Below are 19,838 nucleotides of genomic sequence, written 5' to 3'. Positions count from 1 at the left end.
TCTATAGTGATATCTATCGCATCCACCTCTTCTTTTGTCATTGGTTCAGCAGCCACAGTTTAAGTTTTCACTTTTTTAACCTCTTTTCCATGTTTCTCCACTTCCTTATTAGTCTTTTGAAATTCTTTTTCAAGTTCTGTCTTTGTCACTTCGATTGTGTTTGCCATTGCCACACCACTCGTGATGTCGGCAACAAGCCATTTTCCAAAGAGTAAATGGATGTTGTTTTTGATAGGTTCGTTCATTATCCTAAATGCTTTGTGCGTGATTTCGACGAGCTAGATCATGCTACTTGCTTTTCGGATGATGATTGCGATTGTAACAGGAGTTTTAATTTCACTTGCCATATCATTCGTGGCTTTACTCTTGCAAACGTGATTGGAGTAACAATAGGCACTGTCATCGCTGAATGGTACGACTGGAATGCAACCTTCCTGTTAATGTCTTTTCTCGGTGGAATTTCGTTTTTGGCATCGGACTGCGTATTGCCCTACTATGCACAGTACAATTCGCAGTTCGATGCGTGATCAATTTACTTTGTTAACACACCCACGGGCTTTTATTCCATCTCTTGGATTTGGTGTGGCGTATGCTGTTTATACGTATCTTGTTCCTATCCTGAAAGGAATGGAAGCACCAAGCGGTTCAAACAGTTTGATCTTGTTTGGCTACGGATTTATTTTTCAGCAACATACTCGCTGGTAAAATTGCCAGCTACAATGCTATGGGGCGCCTTCGGTTTGTTTTCCTCGTGCAGGCAATCGTTCTGATTAGTTTATATTGGACGAGAAATAATTTTATTTTTGGATTGAGTAACATTGGCTTGCTGTCATTAATGGCCATCTTTTTAACAACATCTACCCAGTTTTTTTTTGATAGACCTATCCGGTATTTATCAACCAAAAGCAACAGGACTAGCTGAACGCACCCGTTAGTTGAATATGTTAATGAAAGCTAGCTTTATTCCCAGTAAATAATATGCTTTACAGTATATCTTCAATAATTTAGAAATAAAAAAAAGGTAGATATTAGTCTACCGTTGAAACATATCCAATTGATCGTAAATAATTCTTAACCAACGTTTCTGCTTCATCTTCTGAACTTACACCAAATGCAGACTTCAATGTATGTGAAAGTTCTAGAATTTGATTATATTCTAGTTTTGCCAGTATAAATCGATCTACTACATAAGCTACAGTCTCATTATTCTCTTTTTCAACTACCAGTTCACTCATTTAGACTTTTACCCCCACACTTGAATACAAGAATAGTATATTATTACATGCAAACAAAAATCTTATCTAAATATGTCGATGGCTAAAAAAAGTAGCTACTATATCTAGGCAGCTTTTCTTACTGAATTTGTATATGCTTTATAGTTTTGACAGAGTCCACTTCTACTTTCTCCAATGTACGATAAATATGAAGAATCATACATTTAAAAGGCCGCCAATTGGCGTTCTTCTTATGACGCTTACGCACTATTAGTTCATGTAAAGTTGACATAAACTGTGATCGAGTTTTAACAGAAAAATATGAGCAACTTGCATACTTTTAGAGCACAGTTCGAACAAGCCGTGATTCAAGTAAATAGAGAAAAGACCTTCTATATGAAGGCCTTAAATCAAAAAAAATTGAGATATGATATGATTTAAAATTCCATTACTCAGCGATGTTCACGAGATAAGACACTATCTATTAATAAGAAAACCCTAGTACACCCTAAAAGGATATATGTAAAAATCCCAAAAGTTTTTCTGAATTATCAGATCAATAATTGAACAAGTTACGGAATATGCTACGTCTTTAATCAGGAAATTAAGTAATTAAAAGGAATTCTTAAAACCCCTACACTATTAATTGCAATTACAAAATCAATTTATAAATAAAAATATCTGGTGATATGGTAACGTCCATCGTAACATTTAAACAGGAATTTGAAATCTTTTGCAGAATAATAGATATATACTACCGGGAAGTAAGTTTTAAAAAATAAGTGCCTGTTTATTTCAGAATTTAAAGAATTAATATCGAGATTTATCCATAAAAATAAAACTTAGTCTTTAGCAATGATTATATTTAAGGGAGTGTTAGTTATGCCAGCCATCACTATTAGGTTTTCTTGCTATTTTATATGCCTTTCTTTACCTCATTTACCATTTTATCAAAAAGATGAAGAACAAAGAAAGAACACTATCTAAAAAGATTTTTTATCCTTCGCTCATTGTTGGAATAATATTTTTTATTGTTGGAATATCGTTTTTGGATACAGGAGTTCAAGCTAAACTTGATGATGAAATAGAACAAAATACAAAGTTAACAGCTGAGAATAATACTTTAAAATTAGAAAATACGAAGCTTGAAAAACAAATTACGGTTCTTGAGTCAGAAATTAAAGAAACAGCTTCTAATATTACCGAATATGAAAATAATTTAAAAACATTAGAAGAAGAAAAAAAGGCATTCTCATCAGAAAAAGATTCATTAAATAAACAGATTAGTGATCTAACAACTAAAAATACAAGTTTGCAAAACGAAGTTGATAGTTTAAATACTCAACTTGCAAGTAAAGATACTTCTACCTCTACCGCAAAAGAAAATTCGAATCAATCAACTGCTTCTACATCGTCAGGAGAAAGGGAAGATTTCGCAAACTGTACCGATTTACGAGGTACATATCCAAACGGCGTTCCAGCTGGACATCCTGCTTATGTACCAAGTATGGACCGCGATAAAGACAACTATGCTTGTGAAAGGTAATAACATATATGTTCTATCTTATAGAGCTCCAATTTGTAGACAAAAAGGTTTCGGAAAGTTCCCGAAACCTTTTTAATTTTTTATTGGATTTGAAGCAGATATGAAGAATAGTGATTTTTCCTATGTTATTTAGGTATTTCTGGCTCTTCAAAAGTCCTGTTGGCTACCTTCTTTACATTCATGGCAGAGACAGAAAAAGGAGATCTATTTACAATGTTTCTTCAAATAGATTAAGGAATGTAATAAAAGTTGGAATGCAAACTCCCTCTAGAGCCACTCTCCAGAAGGGAAAAGCACCATACATATTTCTGTATTCCTCATAAATCAATTCACCTATTTCTTCCCCCATAATAAGCATCTCTTTTGTAATGGCTGAAAGAAAAGGTAAAGCAGGTTCATACTCTCCATATCCACCGCGTTCAACAGAAAAGCGACTTATATAATAGCCATCATCTTTTGTCATTACGTTGATTTCTTTACCGTTATGTAGAATGGCATCACGGATTCCCCGTGCAACCTTAAATGTTTCTTTATAGGATGATAGTATTTTCATCAAAGCTTCAGGTAACTTATCGGTGTTTTTTTTCTTCTCAATTGATTCAACAAGACTATTAAAAGAATCTAAGTTGAGTTTTCCAATGTTTCGTTGATCTACTGCTAATCTTAATACTTTTGCAATAAAGTCGTAAATTGAACGTATATTAGCGAAATATTTTTCTATTGCTTCTGCAACATATAAAAAATGTTTATGTTTGGCAAACTGGCTTCGATTATCAAATAATGACTGAATCAAATCTATCTGAACAGCTAAGCCGTGGAGATCATGATACAAAGCATGGTAAGCTTCCTTAACAAGTCCCTGGTTTACGGGCTTTAATTTAACAACATCCTCATCCATGTTTTTTTCATTTGATCCGTTTTCCCAGGATTTTTCAACACTGTACAATAAACTTAACAGGGTAGAACCCAACGAAGTTTTACTTGATTTCAACTCTTCGTATGACATTCCAACAGACATACCTTTATTAACTAATAGCATTTAAATTCTCCTTTCCACTTAATGGAATTACCATAAGGATTTATTTTAAATTTGTCAATTATAACCGTTAGTAAACCTCATTTATTGCATCACTAATTACTAAATAATTATTATAGTTTTGAACCAACTAAATAACGCATATTCCAGTTGGATAAACGGTAAGGGGCTAAGGCAATACGATTAATATATACTAAGTTTATACATCTCTATCTCTTGGCGATATTTTCTAGTAAAATAGATTTATAATCGTTTAACGTTAATTAGACAGCAATTTTTTATAGACTTAAGGGAGTTGAAACATGTCTACATTTACTGCTTTCAAACTAAAAAACGGAGATGCATTTTTACTTAAAACAAAAGTCTATGGTAAGGTAAGGAGGGTATTGATAGATGGTGGAGACTACAGTGAACTAAGTAAAATTTTTGATAAGATGAAAAATCCACCCAAACTAGATGTAGTAGTTTGTACTCACGCTGATAGTGATCATGCTATAGGAATATTAAACTTGCTAAGAAAAGTTCAGCCAAACCAAATCTGGTTGCCCGCGGAATGGGGTAACCTCTTAACCTATGTTATAAAAAATACTCCTCATAACCTAACCGACAATTTAATAGAAGCAATGTCTGAAATTAATATAAAAGAGGATGAAAATTTCGAAGACTTAGTTAGTGAACTAGGTTTAGATTTTGAAAAACTTGAAGATGAGTTGGAAAGTGACAAACTACAACTGAACTTACTCGGTAATTATTATCTATTTGGTTTACGGTACTACTTCCCCTTTCGTGCTTTACCATATCATTTTTTCGAAAAACAAAGAGCAGCATACTTTCTTAGTAAGCGCACTACATTATCTGAAAAACAAGCTGAAATCTTTATCAAGCTGATAGGTCATTATACTGTTATCATTAGAATAGCCCAATTAGCACTAGCCAAAAAAATTGAGATTCGATGGTTTAATTATCAAAGAGATACTCCTTTAAAAATACACTTTGATGACCCGCTAATTCCTTTAAATTCAAAAGAGGTTTTTAAATTAAAAGTATTTAAATCGGCTTATCATGTAATTTTAGCGTTAATACAACAATACAACTTATCAGTAGTAAATCAAAGAAGTTTGGTTTTCAGTTCACGCTGGAATAATAAGCGAACTCCGCCAGTTTTATTTACGTCAGATTCCAATTTAGAAGCAGGTGAAACAAATAAGGCAGTATTTAAGGATTCAATGATTATAACCGCTCCTCACCATGGATCGAAAAATAATGAGCAAGCATATAATCAAATAAAGATAAAAATAAATAATATTGGAATAAAAGGAACAAATTGGGTCAGAGGATATAATCAATCGGTTATATTAGGTAAATGGTATTTGGATGATATAAAAAACTTTAAAAAAAGAACAAGACGTTTCTGTACAAAATGTGGAACAAATCATATAACATTTATAACGAAAAATGGTAGATGGGTACCAAAAATAAATAAATATACAGATAATTGCAATTGTAAATAATCACAAATTATTATTCAAAAAAATTGACTACTTAATACAAGAAGAGGAGGTTGCAAAGCAAACCTCCTTTCCTCAACTTTTCCCCGTTAAGTTAAGAAGGAACATTCATAATCCCTTTAACACTTTATTAAATCTGTATCAGCAATTGTTACTTGATACATCATTTGACTACCTGGAGCAACCGCCATTACTACTTCGGTGTAAACAAATACTTAATGCCACCACCGCAGCTAAAGCATTCATCATATTCTTTTGTTGGGTAATGAAAATCAAATTGACGGTTTTTACAATGTACTTTATATGGCATTATTGTTTCCTCTTAAATTAAAACAAGAGCAAGGCTTAATCGCTCTGCCCCGATAGTTGTTCCGTTTTTGACAATTTCCTTCTCCAGAAATTTTCTAATCTCTTCAATGCTTTTGGTATTAGATTCCACTAATTTTTTTTAGTGAGCATTTATCACATCCAGCTGTTCCATTCTTGAATGAATCATAGGACATTAGATTTTCTTCACTACAAGTGCATATAAATTTCATTTTATTCCTTATATTTACATATTCAGTATCTAACAGCTTGGCGATTATTCTTCATAATCGAAAAGAAAATCAAGGTAATATTCAATCTTGGGGATGCTGTGGTAAAGCTCCCCTTTGCGGTATATATCCCTTTCATCTTTCATATTTTTTGTAATGGCTTGAAAATGCCTTTTCACTTCTAAAAGTAAATCAGGAGATAACATTTCATGAATTAAGACATACATCAGCTACCTTACTAATAAACCAAGGTGTCCATATGAAAACAATTAGTGCTAGGCTGGGGCATTCAAAAATATGAACAACCATGGATCTATACGGTCATGCACTTGAAAGCGCTGATGAAAAAGCAGCAGAACAGTTTGACAACATATTAGACTTTAAAGAAATAAACTAGAAAAAAAGTGTGTGAATGTGATTTTTCGAATCAATTAGAACAAAAAACTCTTTTGGTTTATCGAATATTTTTTCCACCAATTTGCCACCAATTCACCAGTATTACTTCAAAATAAATATCCTGTTACATCGAAAAAACCTTGATACCAAAAGGGATAACAAGGTTCTGTTTTAGTGACCTGTGAGGGATTCGAACCCACGACCCCTTCCCTTTCAATTTTGTTTCATATAATCAAACTGGTTTAACTGCATTAAATAAGTATAAAGAAGGTTGATTTCTCAAGGTTTTGTAAGGTCTTTATATCAGCTCAGTAAAATAAATAAAGCTCAATGAAATAATTATGTTAGCAAATGTGTGAGCAAGATGGTGAGCAAGTGGTCTGCTCGAATTAAGTTAAACATCCGGAGAATCGACGATATTCCTCCCAATTCTAAGATATTTCTAAAGAATTGGTAACTTGACTTGGAATTAAAATCAAATAATTTGAAGATAAGAAATCATAACCTTCGACGTTATTACATTAAGAAAAGCTTAGTAATACATCTGGAGTTACTTAAAAGTACTATAAAATAATCTTTTTAAAAATAGTTCGTAATTTTCAGCATACATCTCTAGCCTTTGTTGTTTACTTACATTGTAATTTACTTTTTGATATTTCCATTAATGTATACAGCATTAAAACAGTGGCCAATAGATTTCTTGAAACGATCAGACATAACAATAAGATTACAGCTGACAATGTAATTAAGGAACAATACTAAACAGACCCGAACCTTAGAGGAACGGGTCATTTCTAAACTTAAAGTATATCTGTAATTAAGAGGAACCTATTTATTCAAGCAACCCTCAATTCTCATAAAGCATCGATACAGTATAAGGATAAAGATGATTACTACTATCATTCATTATCGTCTTTATATCTATTTCAAAAAAATTAACGTATACCGTTTTACTGCTTCCTTTATTAATTACACTTAAATTTATCATTAGTTTTTCTTCACTTTTATAATTATTCAAACTCTTGAAATCAAGTTGAGTATCCTTCTGATTTACTTCTACAGCGTATTCCTTATCATATCCAGCAAAGTCTTTATCTTTCAGAAATTTACTATTATAATCAATATTAATATCCTCAGTATTAATAGTATCTTTCATATCACCTATTTTCACATCCAATTTTATAACAATATTTTCAAAAGGCAGCATATTATGTATTCTGAAGTTCAATGTTTCATTTTTATCTCTAACTACAATAATACTTAAACTTGTCGCAAACCAGGATAAGGTAGAATGAACGGTATTATTCCCATCTAGTAAGCTTTTAAGGCTTGGTAGACCACCAAATAACCGTGAAATAGGTAATAATAAAACAAGAAATGCAAAGCAGATTAAAAATAATGTTGCAATTATTATAAACCATAATGTTATATCTTCTTTTGGGGTAATATCAAAAGCTTGGTATGTATGATATAAAATGAACCAAAAAGTTGCAACAAAGAGCATAGTCAAAAATGCTAAAATGCTAACAATCATTGTTGGGGTACTTAATGCTGTTAATCGTCTGTATTGTAATAATATAGCTTTTAACTTTCTTACCTTATATTCATATTGTCTTTTCATATACTTATTGCAATCAGCATATTCCATCTCATTAAGCTTTTCATAATCAAAACCATTCTCTAAGTCAAACATATCTAATGTTAGTAATGCCTCTCTGGCTTTTTCAATGTTATGTTGGGTATTTAAAGATATAAATATGGCAACGAGCCCTATCAAAGAAAGAAGCCCTCCACTAACTCCTAAGATGAAATTTGAAAAATACTCTACTCGTTTATTATCTAATGTTATTTTAATAGCATTTTCATCAATCCCCTTTACAGAAAACACATTAAGCAAAAAGTCTTGGAAAGAATCAATAAATTCAAACATACATTTCCCCCCCTCATTATCTATTTTTCCAGGTAAATATCAATGACTGTTTTTCAGTTCTCCGGTTAGCATTGTTGCACATCATAATAATTCATTTTAATTCTATTATGCTACGAATACGCCCTTCTAAGGTTCCAAACTCTGGAGGTTCTGTTCTCAATTCTTTTCCGGCTTATGAGCAAATTGAGCTGACCACTCCTTGACCTTAATAAATTTTTTATAGGTCTTTTAAATTAAATGGTATTGGAGTTAACTCTTTTTTTGAATATAGTGGATGCTTGGGTTGACCGCACTTTAAAATATCCAAACAATAAACAGATATATTTGCAGCCTCAAACAATTTTAAAACTTCTATATGTCGATTCCTATATATTCCCTTTTCTCCCCAGGCAATAACAACTAAAGTAGCATTCCTCACCGCCTTGAGTAAGTATCTATCATTTTCCTTCCCTATGGGATTATCAAAATCTCTTAAAATATCAAAATCAGTTGAACGATATGAAAACAAATTAACCAATTCCAGCGACCCGTATTTACCGTTATGCCATCTTTTAGCAAAATCAATACATCTCTTTAATGTTGGGTCATCCTTTTCCTCGTCAGCTGTACTTGGATTTAATCCGATAAATACTACCTTTTCTTTATTGGAATCCCATATTCTCGTTAGAGAATACCGGAAAGTTCTAGTTTCATCAAAAGTGGCTCCATTTGTTGGTTCAGACTGATTAACAATCTTATTTCTTAACCAATTTTCCGCTTGCTTAGATATAAATCGTTCGAATTCCGTTTCCCCAATCTTTGTTAGTTTTCCGAAGGCTTTTAGAATATCAAACCAAGTAAATATTCCGATGCCCTTCAAGTTGTTTAAGGAATCAATTCGATTCGTAAGATCCCTCTTTAAATAATTGAAAGAATTCCTATATGTACTTGTGATAGAAAAGCCTTTTAAAGAGTGTTTTTCATCCAAAATAAGCAGTGAAAAATAAAAGTCTTTACCGTTGGCATAATCTAAACCAACATCTATATTTCGAATCACCTGATTTCTTGATAGATCATTTGAAGTACTTATACTGATATCACTCTTATATTTCGCTTCAATACACCATATAAACTCGTTTGATTCAATTATGATATCCACTTCCGTTAATCCTTCTTTTACAGAAAGATTTGACGGAGGGTTAAGTTTTTTCCACAAACGTAAATCTATAGAATCTAATGAATATGAAAATTCTTTTTGAAATGATTCTTTGAATAAACTAGGCAACCAAAAAACAGGATTGATTTGCCTTAAGCTCCTAAACACATTCCAAGTCAATGCATCTTCACTATTTTCACTTTTTAAATGTTCTAATTTCTTACCTCTCCACTGTTGAAATTCGGAATCGTATTTATCAATTATCAGTGCATCTCTAAAATTTTGATGCAGCAAAACTCCACTTTTCGACGTATCTTGCATTTTTTCCCTCCTAATATATTATTAAAAATTTAATTTTTCAAAAATTTTAGACATTAATTCACAAAATGTTCCGATAATTTATAATCCAATATTCATTTAAATTTGCTCCGTTTCTAAAATCTTATTTCCACTTCGGGTTACATCATATTTTGGTACGTTGAGAAACCCTCCTGCTTAATTCTGGGTTATCTTTGTTATCAAGTAATTGGGAGGGGCTTGTTGAAGTTTTTCATTGCTTGTAATAGAGCAGTTCTATCCGCTAAGAACAATACATTTTTCACCCAATTATGTCTTACGAGAACATCACAAGTGAGACAGCAGTTATTGATTTCCGCTTCCAGTAGCCATATCTAGATATTGTATAGCCTAACAAACGGTTATAATTGCTTCTTTTTGATAATAGCGGTTTGAAATCTTATCTTTAATTCTGACGGCCTTTTAATTGTGTTTCGATCAATTAAGAGTTGCAGGATTTAGCGTAATCCTGCTGAGCCAGCAGTCGGATCCACAATGGTATCTTCTGGCGTAGGTTTCATCAATCGTAACGATAAAATGACGAGGAGTTCCGAATTATGCTTTTATTCTTTTCCACTAGCAGTTTCTTGCATAGCGATGTTTTCAATAACTTCTTCCTTCTCAACCTCATTTGATGAGTGAATATATTCTATATCTTTCTCACCCATCATCATATTAAAATGCTCAATTTGTCCCTGGATACGGAAGATTTCTTTAAAGACTGAGAAGTATCTATCTACAACGTCTTCATAATTCTCAACATACAAATCTTCTGTAATATAATGTGATCCATCATTTATCCAAGATATTAATGAACGACACATTAGTCTATCTTCAACCTCAAATTTATCCTCAAGGTTATCAAGATCAATGTTACCCAAGAATTTGAAATAATTCTCAAGAATTCTACGCATTATATTTTGAATAGATGTAAGACTTTGTGAGTCCCTAGTTTTCAATTCCTTCCAAAGGAGTTCATATGATGTCTTTATTGGATTTTCTTCATATTGAGTGATAGAAGTTATGTTATCTCTCTTCCTAACTATCCAAAAACCACCTTGACCAAAACTTTTCCTGCCTTTATTAAATGTCAATTCCTTATGAAAATAAATGTTATGAGTAAGCACAAAAAGTTGCTTTATTTCTGTTTTATTCTCCTTCATATCAAACATTATTTGTCTTACTAAACTACTAACCATAAAGAGGACATTGCTATCTAAGCTCGAAATTGGATCATCAATCACGACAACCTTTTCTGTATTAATATCTTCTTTACTATTACTTCCTTTTAGAAGTTGATAAAAGTAGAGGAACGTAATAAAAGTTTTTTCACCTTCACTTAAAGTATCCTTTGCTTCTTCACCATTCTCCCTAACAATTTTATAGTGTCCTTTCTCAGGAGCAGTTGCTAATTTGAAGTTTTTAAACCCGAAAGAACAGAGTGTTTTATTAATTTCACTCACTGAATGCTCCACACTAGTAGTCTTTTCCTGTAGTTCGATTAAATCTCTTTCAAACTGAAGTTTAAAAGAGTTTTTTTTATTTTTGGCTGTCTCTAACCCACTTAATGCGTTGTCTATTTCTGATTTTTTTCTATTAAATAATGAAAAGTCATTCTTATTCTTTTCAGCTATGAAACGCCAAATATCACCGTTTAGATTTTCCTTTTCATTTCTAGCATTATCAATTAGAGTGTTGTATTCCCGAACTTTCTCATTGGCATTAAAAATCTCCAAATTGACTTCCCTAATGGTTTTTGAAATCTTAACAAGTTCAATAACTCTACTAGGTTCCTTCTTCTTTTTCTCAATAAGCAAAAGATTCTCATCAAATTTGGCTTTAATTAATTTCCTGAGATTTTCTACTTTCTCAATATTTATGAAAGTGGTATCTCGTTTTGAAAGAGAATCAATTTGGGATATCAAAAAGCCCACTTTCTCTTCATATTCGTTTGTAGTATTGTTTAGTTCATCAATTAGCTCTAAGTAGGTCTGATCAAAGTAACTACTTAATTTTTCTTCAAACTGTTCCGGAAGAGTTTGTTGGCAAAAAGGGCAAACATCTTCATTTTTCCTTATAATTTCATAACCCTGCTGAACCCAGTCACTTATATTTAACCTTGTGATTAATTGTGATAAATCAACATCATCTTTACCGATTATTTTACGATTAAAGACCTGTCTATTTTCTAACGCTTCATCAAATAGGAGAGAATGATAGAAATCAACTTTCTCCATTGGCCGGTCATATAAAGATTTCTTTTTTGTTTTCAGTTCGTCTATAGACTTTAACTTCCTCTCCATATTCCTTGAAGCTTCTATACACTTTTTCATAAATTTATCTTTTGAGTTTCTATAGCCCTCAATTAAATCTTTAAATTCGTCATCAACCTCTTTCTTAATATCCCAGCACTTTATTTTATATTCTTCTACCAAACTGTCCTTTTCTCCAGTTTTCTTTTTATATTTTTCATATAAATCGCTAACAGCTTCTTTATGTTTTTGAATTTTCACTTTCAATACATCAATCTGATTTTGATGATCAACGGAATCCTTACCCAAAGTAAAAATTCCTTTAATTGGATTATCAAGGTAGAAATTTTCATTTACAAAATTTCGATTGTAAACATATGTAACCATCTTTTCATTCTTCCACTCAATTGAGCAGCTAGGAAAATCTTCCTCTTTTCTAATTACCTCGGATATAGTTGTTTTACCGGCTCCATTGTTTCCGTATATGAAATTTACTTTTTTAGGACTATCTAACGTGGCCCCATCATTATTATAAGTTGCAACACTCTTCAGATTAATTCTTTCTATCAACCTAACTCCTCCTAATTACCCCCAATTTATTACATCTGTTAAGTATATATTACCATAAAAATCCAAAAAAAATAATGCAAAAACTCAGATCAATAACTGAGTTAAATGCAGGGGAAACTATTTTATAAAAAAGATAGTTTTTTTCTCCAATACCTTGGTTCTTAAAAAAATAAAGAATATAATCCGTATGAAAAATTTAAACCAAGAAAATTTAGAAGTAATTCACCTCTATGAGGTAAGTTAATGTCAAAAAACAGAATGAACATCAATAGTAGACATATTTAAAATGTCTACTATTGGTGTTTTTGATGATATGTCCACGTTATTTATTCCTTAACTAATTATGACTATGCTTCCATAAAATTCTCGCTATAAGTCTAAGCAATATGCTACTATTGGTACAAAATAGGTATTTCTAGACCAGTAATTCAAATAAAGATTTACAGGAATGGTGATTGCAGTATGAATTTCGATTCAATGAACTATGCGAAAAGTTCGTGTATTATTGTTTATGGAGAAAATGAAAAAGTTTATGCAAATTTATTATTAGGGTTAATAGGAGAATTTGCAGAGTATGAATGTGCTATATGGCCTGAAAAGGAATTTGAACAAAATAGTATTCAAATTTCATCATCCACCAAAGTTATTTTTATTGGCAAAACAAAGGTTACACAGAAAATTATTCCTAATATCCGTATAAAATATAATAATTATGGTATGAAATATGGCTGGCTCGGTAATAGGGGTGTTATATATGTTGAACAAAGTTCTATTAAGAAAGATGATTATAATGCATTTTGTGACTTTTGTATAAAGGTGAATGAAGACTTTAAGAGAATAAGTAATAATCCTGCTGAAAATGCATTATTTGCAATCCCACTAGTCATTCTACAATTTTTCCCTGTTGCTTCTTTGCCATTATCATTTCATATCGCAGCAAAAAAAAGAAAACAAATAAAAGAGCAACAGTATAATGTTGTTGTTAGAGACTTCTTTAAAAATGGGTTGAGTCAATTTATGGAGGAGTAAATGATGAATTCATTTGAAGAAGGATATAGATATTTCACTAAAAATTCAAGTGAATACTTTGGAACTAACTACGGAATAGATTATGTTAAGAAAGTTCAAATAGAAATAGATAAAACAATTAACGAAATGTCAAAATCAGTTGTTCAACGTACTAAAGCAAAAGATACAACCGTAAAAGGTTTTGTTGCTGAAGATTGGCACGCGGGAACCTTTAATACAGATGTGGTAGCTAAAGGTGGTATGAACACCTACGCTAATGTTGACAAAACTAATAATCCGATTAAAGATATTGATATTATTAGTGCCGATTCTACTAATAGCTGGCAATCAAAATATTATAAAACAGCTGAAGATACTGCAAAAGAATTAAGTAATCCAAAATACAATGATGTTGGAAAAGTTGCTCCATCTGATCAAATTGATAATGATGGTATTAAAAATGCTGCTCATTGGCAAGCACTTAGAAATGAAGAAATACGTCCTGATGTTTCAAACGCATACACTAATACTGCTGAAAACGCAAAAGCTGTTATTGAAGAAGCCGGTTTTTCTTCAAAGAACTTATCAGAGGCTGAAGCGTTACAAATCGTTAAAGATATGAATGACGAATCGTTTAATCCCCAGAAATATGGATTAATAACTGAAAATTTTATTAAAATAGATTACGTTTTGCATCAGTCACTTAAAGCGGGTGTAACAGCAGCAACAATTACTTCCTTATTAAAAATTGCACCAGAGATTTATAAGGTAATAATGGATTTAATAGAAAAAAGCCATATTGATAAAGATCAATTAAAAAAAGTAGGCTTTGTTTCACTTACTGCTCCAGTTGAAGGATTTTTGAGGGGTTCAATATCAGCTGCTATTACAGCCACTTTTGCATCAGGATTACTGGGTGAAACATTTAAAACTATAAATCCTTCCTTGGTGTCTATGGTGACAGTATTGGTTATGAACGCTATACATAATTCAATAGGTATAGCTTTTGGTAGAATGTCAAAAGTTGAGTTTGCAGATGCTTGTGTTCGTGATTTAGTGGTATCATCTTTTGCTCTAATTGCAGGAAGCATATCACAAGGGTTATTTCAAGTTCCGGTTTTCGGCTTTATGCTTGGTAGCTTCGTTGGGTCGATAGTAGGTATCTTTGCATATGAAACAAGCAAAAGTCTTTGCTTATCTTTTTGTGTGGAATCAGGTTTCACTTTTTTTGGTTTAGTGAAACAGGACTATAAATTGCCAGTAGAAATTATTGAAGAAATAGGAATAAAGGTATTTGAATATGAAAAATTCACTTTTAAAAAATTTCAATTCAACCAATTTGAAAACAAGCCGTTTAATTATAAAAAATATAAAGTAAATACAATTGGCATATCTATATTACGTCGAGGTGTTTTTGGTGTTAACAAAATCGCATACATTCCCCATAATTAACATTCAGTTTTACGTACCTTCCTGCTAATTTTAATCCGTATATTTATCCCCTATGGAAATGAAAGCAGGGTCTTGTATTTATAATTTCCACTCGATATGCTGACCTTTGAAATGATAATAGGGAACCATTGATATTAATAATGACATTGAGTATTTGGAAATAAAAATGCTTAAAAATCTAAAGAAATTGTAAAAGAGGTTTAGAAATACATCCCTCCCTAATATGTCTATAAAAAAAATTACCAAAGGATACGACTCGACGCAAATGCGATATTACAGCTAGTTTTATAGAGAAACAACCGTTACGTTAAAAAGGACCAAGTTGGTCCTTTTTAATTTCTAATATATATTTTGATTTTACATCTTGTATTCATTCAAGAAAAGAAGAATTGCTTACTTTGAATAACAACCTCCGCTGTAATAAACTTTTATTTAAGGGATTAATAAAGATTCAAAAAAAAGGATATTAAATTACTTTAAGTAGTACTTTAATAAATTATTTAGGAGAAACTCCTCCACCATAATAAATTTTTATAGAAGGAACATTTAATTGGGACCGTTTTTCTTTTTCCCTATTCTCAACTCTCTTTATAATTTTGTTATAATCATCTAAAGTCTTTATAGCCGGAGATGCTTTACATTTTAATTTAAAAATACCTTTTCTATCGACAGTAAAATCAAGATCTTTTCCGTCTAATGGAATTTTCATATATAAACGTATCCCTTTTTTTTGAGTTTCAGATATTTTAATCTGGTATTCGTTATCTTCAATATCAAAATTTCCTGTTTCATATTGTTCTTTATAAATAATTAAAACAAGCGACAAGTCAATTTCATAATTTTTGTGCTTTATTATAGCTTTATACGATTTCTTTAAAGGAGTAAAATTTATTTTACTGATTTTTATACTATATAATTTACTATTCTTTATTCTTTTAACTGAAATATTCATAATTCATCCCCTAACAAACCGCTTACTAACAAACTCCCAAAAGAGGCATCCATTATATCTTTAACTAATTATTAACAATTCATTGTTCAAGATTTACTCTTATAATCCAATTTTATATTAATAAAAGGTGGCAGTTTTAAGCCGCCACCACTATCTATTAATAATTAAGGCAAAATTGAATTATTATATGTTCATTAAGCCCCTTCAAACTCCTCAACATTACGATTAATCATATCAATAACCCGTACAATTCCACGTACGTTATCCAGATTATCACTAAATAATTCAGTTACACTTCCTAGTGCACGGAATGGATCTTCTTGTAAAACTTTCTTTTCAAGTGTTCCATTTTTAACTACATAATCGATGATAAGTTTGACAAATCTCAGTTGCTGAACATTCAGTTTTTCTTCATTAAGGAATTCTGAAAATGCCTCGTTTGCTGCTTGCTGATCTAATCCGATAACTTGTCTAACTAACTTGGTAATCGGAGTGTCGCCGAATTCCTTTTTATAATCTTCTTGTGTTCCTAACTCGTCCCACAAGATTTCTTCAAGAGTTTTCACGTCTTGATGTGTTAATGGTTTGTTATGACGCAGCTTATAAATAGCTGTTTGATCTTGATGTTCTTTTAAATATTGATTGACCTTTTTACGGTAATTTTTCAAATCATTAGACCCATAAAATTCCTGTTCCTCTTTGCCAATGATAGTGAATATATCTTTAAAGTTCGTATAAAAATCTTTTTGCTTTTCTTTTTCTAAGAACTTAACAAGCTCACGAATTGCTTCCCGGACCTCTTCAAGTTCAAATATATTTGATTCTTCCCAAAATGTCTCAGTCTGAACTTTCAATAGAATATCCCGCTTCGCATTAATTTGCGGAATGGTACTAAGTTTAGCTAATTCCTCCGCTGTTTGAACCACACTTTTAATTGGTCTAGTAGCATTCTTTGCTGTTAGCTTGGCAAGTTCAATTGAGTACATTACACTATCAAATCGTTTGGCAAGTTCATCATCTACAATAGAAATAATCAACGGAGAAATATGTTCTTGAATCTCACTTACATTTGTAACATTAAGTGCTTGCCAATTTGAACGGTTTTTATATTTATGGACAAATTGCAAATGCATTCTCACTTGGAAATTTTCATCATTTAGGCGATGAATCTCTTGGAAAACATCATCTATTAATTCGTTGCGATGTCTTATATAGGGCTCTTCTTGAAAATCTAAGGTTTGAAGCTCTTTAATAATATCAACCTTTAGATTGAAAATCCGCTCCGTTAATCCTACCGAGACCTTACCTTCAATTCCTTTTTGATTTTCTCGAAAAAACTCAAAATTTCGTAAATAATCAAATATTAAAAAATGCTTTTTATCAAGATCTATTCCGAAAAGATTCGGACGAAGACGGGTACCACGGCCAATCATTTGCCAAAATTTCGATTTAGAACGAACCTTTTTAAAAAACACAAGATTGACAACATCAGGAATGTCTACTCCTGTATCCAACATATCCACAGATACTGCAATTTGCGGTAAATTATTCTCCGTTGAAAAATTATCAATAATAGTCTGGACATAGTTCACACTATAATCAATTTGGCTTGCAAAATGACTATTATATTCTGGATAAATTTGATCAAATCTTTCTACAATACGTTGGGCGTGTTTTGAATTATTGGCAAAGATAATAGTTTTACCCAGTTTATCACCACCTTCAACCTTAATTCCATTCTCCATTAGGTCATTTAACACTTGATCAATCGTATTGTCATTAAATAGCCACTGATTTACGGCAGCACTACTTATTTCTTCTCCTTGTTCATCGTCAAAAGTGTCTTCATAATGTTCTTTTTCTTCATCGGATAATTCATCATAACGTAAACCATCATCCAGAATTTTAGAAGCGGTTTCAATTGTATGGTACTCAACAAGATATTCATCCTTTATAGCTTGTTCAAGTTCATAAGCATACGTTGGAGTACCAGTTTCTAAACCAAAAACATCATACGTGTTTTTATCAATTTCATCTTTTGGTGTTGCTGTCAGGCCTAATAATATTCCATCAAAGTATTCAAATATAGCCCGGTACTTTTTATATATACTACGATGGCTTTCATCCACAATGATTAAATCAAAATGCCCAACTGTGAATAGCTTATTCCCATCTTTACGCTTTGTGTCATCAATCGCATTCATCATCGTTGGGTAGGTAGAGAATACCATTCTGCTTAATTCCGGATTATCTTTGTTATCTAGTAGATTACATAAAGTCATACTAGGTAAGAGGTTATTAAAGTTTTTCTTTGCTTGTGAAACAAGAGCTGTTCTATCCGCTAAGAATAAAACATTTTTTACCCAGTTATGACGTACTAGTACATCAACAATGGAAATAGCTGTCCTGGTTTTTCCACTTCCCGTTGCCATTACTAAAAGCGTTTTTCTTTGCTTCGCTTGGATTGCCTCGCATACAGACAGAATGGCTTCCTTTTGATAATACCGATTTGTGATATCGTCATTAATTTCTGTATCTGTTAAAGGCCTTTTAATTGTACGTCGATCAATTAAAAGTTGAAGATCTGCCTTAGTATAGAATCCGGATACTTTTCGTTCTGGATAATTCATATCATCCCAAAGACGTATATCAAATCCATTTGTATAGAAGATAACAGGACGTTGCCCGTTCATTTGTTCAATGCAGTCTGCGTATAACTTGGCTTGCTGCTTCCCTTTGTTGGCATCATATGAAGTTCTCTTCGCTTCGACAACAGCTATGGGCTTACCATTATCACTAAGCAACACATAATCTACAAAACCAATTCCTTGGCTATTCGGCATTCCAGATACCTGATATTCTTCAAGAACATCTTTTTTAAATTCCCAACCAGCTAATTTAAGTTCCAAGTCTATATAAATTTTTCTCGTATTAAATTCAGAAATCTCATCTACTTGAAAATCATATTGTACTGTATTTTCAATTCTTATTTCTGTTAAGCCTTTACGAAGCTCCGCATTCTCTTTCATTAAATCTTCTAGTTTTCGATCCTTCGAGCTTAACTTCTCGTACAATTCTTTATATTCTTCTGGTCTTTTTCGTTGCTCTTCTCCAGTTAGAAGAATTTCTTCATTGAATTCTGATTCTGAATAATCTTCTGAATAACAATAATCCAACCAATCGATGAATTGATGTAGATTATGTAATCCTAACACCGCTTCATCTCTTGTAATCATTGAATTTGTATGAACTGCCACATTTCCTAATTTAATGATATATTTCATTAAAGGGAAAAGATCTTCGTCTATAATCGATAAAAATGACCGCTCGTGAATTAAACTCGATAAATTATCCTGATAAGTATTAAAAAGTTCTTAAATTTTGAAGAGCTTTATTATTATTTATTTAAAACTAAAAAATATCTACTTTTATTCTTCTACAATCACACTAATAATCTCATCAAACTTAATATACTCAAAGGAACTATCTTTTTTCTGAATACGTAACTCTTTCGTAACAGGTTTTATGTATACACAATACCCGTGCAATTCTTGTGGATTTCCCTCGTTATGCAATGTAAAAGTTATCGGTAAATGATATTCCATTGCATAATGAATGTTGTTTTCAAACTCTTCAACCTGATATTCATCAAGGACAGGTTTTTTATTTAGGAAATTATCTTCCTCACCCATTTTTTTATTCAATGCCTTATGTTCAGGTAAAATCAATGCCGCTTGCCATTTAATAATCCCTCTATCACGAATTGTACCCATCAGAAATCCCCCTCCTTTCTGTTCATTATACACGAACAAGAGTTCTTATAAAAGATAGAAAAAAATTCCTCTTTCCCTAAATAAGTTCAGGATTAAGAAACAATATTTAATAAACGGCATTGTTTATTTTTGAACAAATAAAAGAGACCACATATTGTGGTCTTATTTCTTGCCCTATGGAACTAACGCACCCG

The 19,838-nt window shown here is 31.8% G+C and carries 13 protein-coding genes and 2 pseudogenes; 6 read left to right on the top strand and 9 right to left on the bottom strand.

Going from position 1 to position 19,838, the window contains the following annotated elements:
* Window positions 1-150: 150 nt before the first annotated feature.
* Window positions 151-920 (top strand): annotated as a pseudogene (locus tag ACSR9O_RS04810) (MFS transporter); the annotation flags it as partial.
* Between the two features lie 108 nt (window positions 921-1,028).
* On the opposite strand, the gene ACSR9O_RS04805 reads toward ACSR9O_RS04810, so the two are convergent.
* Entirely contained in the window at window positions 1,029-1,235 is a 207-nt protein-coding gene (locus ACSR9O_RS04805; protein WP_491724031.1) for a hypothetical protein, read from the bottom strand.
* 937 nt (window positions 1,236-2,172) lie between these two features.
* Between ACSR9O_RS04805 and ACSR9O_RS04800 the strand changes: the two genes are divergently transcribed.
* The gene (locus ACSR9O_RS04800; protein WP_491724030.1) at window positions 2,173-2,760 is read left to right on the top strand and encodes an excalibur calcium-binding domain-containing protein; all 588 of its coding nucleotides are present in this window, start codon (window positions 2,173-2,175) and stop codon (window positions 2,758-2,760) included.
* A 208-nt stretch (window positions 2,761-2,968) separates the two neighbouring features.
* On the opposite strand, the gene ACSR9O_RS04795 is transcribed toward ACSR9O_RS04800, so the two are convergent.
* Window positions 2,969-3,799 (bottom strand): hypothetical protein, encoded by an 831-nt coding sequence (locus tag ACSR9O_RS04795; RefSeq protein ID WP_491724029.1) that lies wholly within the window; start codon window positions 3,797-3,799, stop codon window positions 2,969-2,971.
* Window positions 3,800-4,098: 299 nt separating this feature from the next.
* Here ACSR9O_RS04795 and ACSR9O_RS04790 point away from each other — a divergent pair, with 299 nt between their 5' ends.
* A complete protein-coding gene (locus ACSR9O_RS04790) occupies window positions 4,099-5,307 on the top strand; it encodes an MBL fold metallo-hydrolase (protein WP_491724028.1) in 1,209 nt (402 codons plus the stop codon).
* Between the two features lie 580 nt (window positions 5,308-5,887).
* Here the strand turns inward: ACSR9O_RS04790 and ACSR9O_RS04785 are convergent.
* A complete protein-coding gene (locus tag ACSR9O_RS04785; RefSeq protein ID WP_491724027.1) occupies window positions 5,888-6,067 on the bottom strand; it encodes a hypothetical protein in 180 nt (59 codons plus the stop codon).
* On the opposite strand from ACSR9O_RS04785, the pseudogene ACSR9O_RS04780 reads away from it, so the two are divergent.
* Window positions 6,040-6,237 (top strand): annotated as a pseudogene (locus ACSR9O_RS04780) (tyrosine-type recombinase/integrase); the annotation flags it as partial. The gene ACSR9O_RS04785 and the pseudogene ACSR9O_RS04780 overlap by 28 nt on opposite strands.
* An 846-nt stretch (window positions 6,238-7,083) precedes the next feature.
* On the opposite strand, the gene ACSR9O_RS04775 reads toward ACSR9O_RS04780, so the two are convergent.
* The 3 genes from ACSR9O_RS04775 to ACSR9O_RS04765 all read right to left on the bottom strand — a co-directional run bounded on the left by ACSR9O_RS04775 (window position 7,084) and on the right by ACSR9O_RS04765 (window position 12,459).
* Entirely contained in the window at window positions 7,084-8,166 is a 1,083-nt protein-coding gene (locus ACSR9O_RS04775; protein ID WP_491724026.1) for a hypothetical protein, read from the bottom strand.
* Between the two features lie 217 nt (window positions 8,167-8,383).
* On the bottom strand, window positions 8,384-9,622 hold the full coding sequence (locus ACSR9O_RS04770) for a DUF1643 domain-containing protein (protein ID WP_491724025.1): 1,239 nt from the start codon (window positions 9,620-9,622) through the stop codon (window positions 8,384-8,386).
* A gap of 578 nt (window positions 9,623-10,200) precedes the next feature.
* Window positions 10,201-12,459 (bottom strand): AAA family ATPase, encoded by a 2,259-nt coding sequence (locus tag ACSR9O_RS04765; protein WP_491724024.1) that lies wholly within the window; start codon window positions 12,457-12,459, stop codon window positions 10,201-10,203.
* 462 nt (window positions 12,460-12,921) lie between these two features.
* On the opposite strand from ACSR9O_RS04765, the gene ACSR9O_RS04760 reads away from it, so the two are divergent.
* Both ACSR9O_RS04760 and ACSR9O_RS04755 read left to right on the top strand, forming a co-directional pair.
* A complete protein-coding gene (locus ACSR9O_RS04760; RefSeq protein ID WP_491724023.1) occupies window positions 12,922-13,488 on the top strand; it encodes a hypothetical protein in 567 nt (188 codons plus the stop codon).
* Between the two features lie 3 nt (window positions 13,489-13,491).
* Complete coding sequence (locus ACSR9O_RS04755) at window positions 13,492-14,919, top strand: hypothetical protein (RefSeq protein WP_491724022.1); 1,428 nt, start codon at window positions 13,492-13,494, stop codon at window positions 14,917-14,919.
* 496 nt (window positions 14,920-15,415) lie between these two features.
* Here ACSR9O_RS04755 and ACSR9O_RS04750 read toward each other — a convergent pair whose 3' ends face one another.
* The 3 genes from ACSR9O_RS04750 to ACSR9O_RS04740 form a co-directional block, all read right to left on the bottom strand.
* Window positions 15,416-15,871: a hypothetical protein gene (locus tag ACSR9O_RS04750; protein ID WP_491724021.1), complete on the bottom strand. Its 456-nt coding sequence runs from the start codon at window positions 15,869-15,871 to the stop codon at window positions 15,416-15,418.
* Between the two features lie 194 nt (window positions 15,872-16,065).
* Window positions 16,066-19,155 carry a type I restriction endonuclease subunit R gene (locus tag ACSR9O_RS04745; protein ID WP_491724020.1) on the bottom strand — a complete coding sequence of 1,030 codons (3,090 nt, stop codon included), beginning with the start codon at window positions 19,153-19,155 and terminating at the stop codon, window positions 16,066-16,068.
* Between the two features lie 144 nt (window positions 19,156-19,299).
* On the bottom strand, window positions 19,300-19,644 hold the full coding sequence (locus ACSR9O_RS04740) for a YolD-like family protein (protein WP_491724019.1): 345 nt from the start codon (window positions 19,642-19,644) through the stop codon (window positions 19,300-19,302).
* Between the last annotated feature and the right edge of the window lie 194 nt (window positions 19,645-19,838).

It is taken from the genome of Peribacillus sp. B65 (assembly GCF_058513295.1).
The sequence above is the reverse complement of the archived record's forward strand: the minus strand, read 5'-3'. Positions and strand labels throughout refer to the sequence as shown.